We start from the raw sequence: 485 nt of genomic DNA, 5'->3' as shown, positions 1-485 counted from the left end.
CCAGATGGTTCTGCGCGGGATCGGTCGCCTCGATATGGGCCTTGCCACCGTGGGTGGTATCGGCATCGTGCTTTTGGCGATCATCATCGATCGGATGACACAGTCGCTTGGTATCACCAAGCGCGAGCGGGGCAATATTGCCTGGTACGACACCGGCCCGATCGGGTTGGTGCGCCGCCTCACCGGGCGCGGGTCTCAAGCGTCGCAAGAGGCGAAGACCTAGCCCAGAGAAGCGTGGGCCCGGCGGCACCCAGCCGGGCCTGCAGAAACGGCCGCTTTGCGGTCACAATGAAAACCCCGAAGGGAGATCACATCATGAACTACCCGATGACACCGAAAGCTTTGCGCGGGCTTGCGGCTGCTGCCGGCCTTACGGCCGCGCTCGCCGCAGGCTCTGCGCTTGCCCAGGACAAGCCGGGCGAAGGCGTGGAAGTGATTCCGCTCAAATCCTCCATCGCGGAGGAGACTTTCCAGACCGTTCTCGT

Annotated in this window: 1 pseudogene; it reads left to right on the top strand. The window is 63.5% G+C overall.

Annotated elements, in window-relative coordinates:
• A pseudogene (locus CKO43_RS25635) lies at window positions 1-223 on the top strand (glycine betaine/L-proline ABC transporter permease ProW); the annotation flags it as partial.
• Window positions 224-485: the final 262 nt, after the last annotated feature.

Origin of the sequence: Rubrivivax gelatinosus, from assembly GCF_016583785.1 — a bacterium.
GTDB lineage: Bacteria > Pseudomonadota > Gammaproteobacteria > Burkholderiales > Burkholderiaceae_C > Rubrivivax > Rubrivivax gelatinosus_B.
Note: the sequence above shows the minus strand (reverse complement) of the source record. Positions and strands in the feature narration are given on the sequence as shown.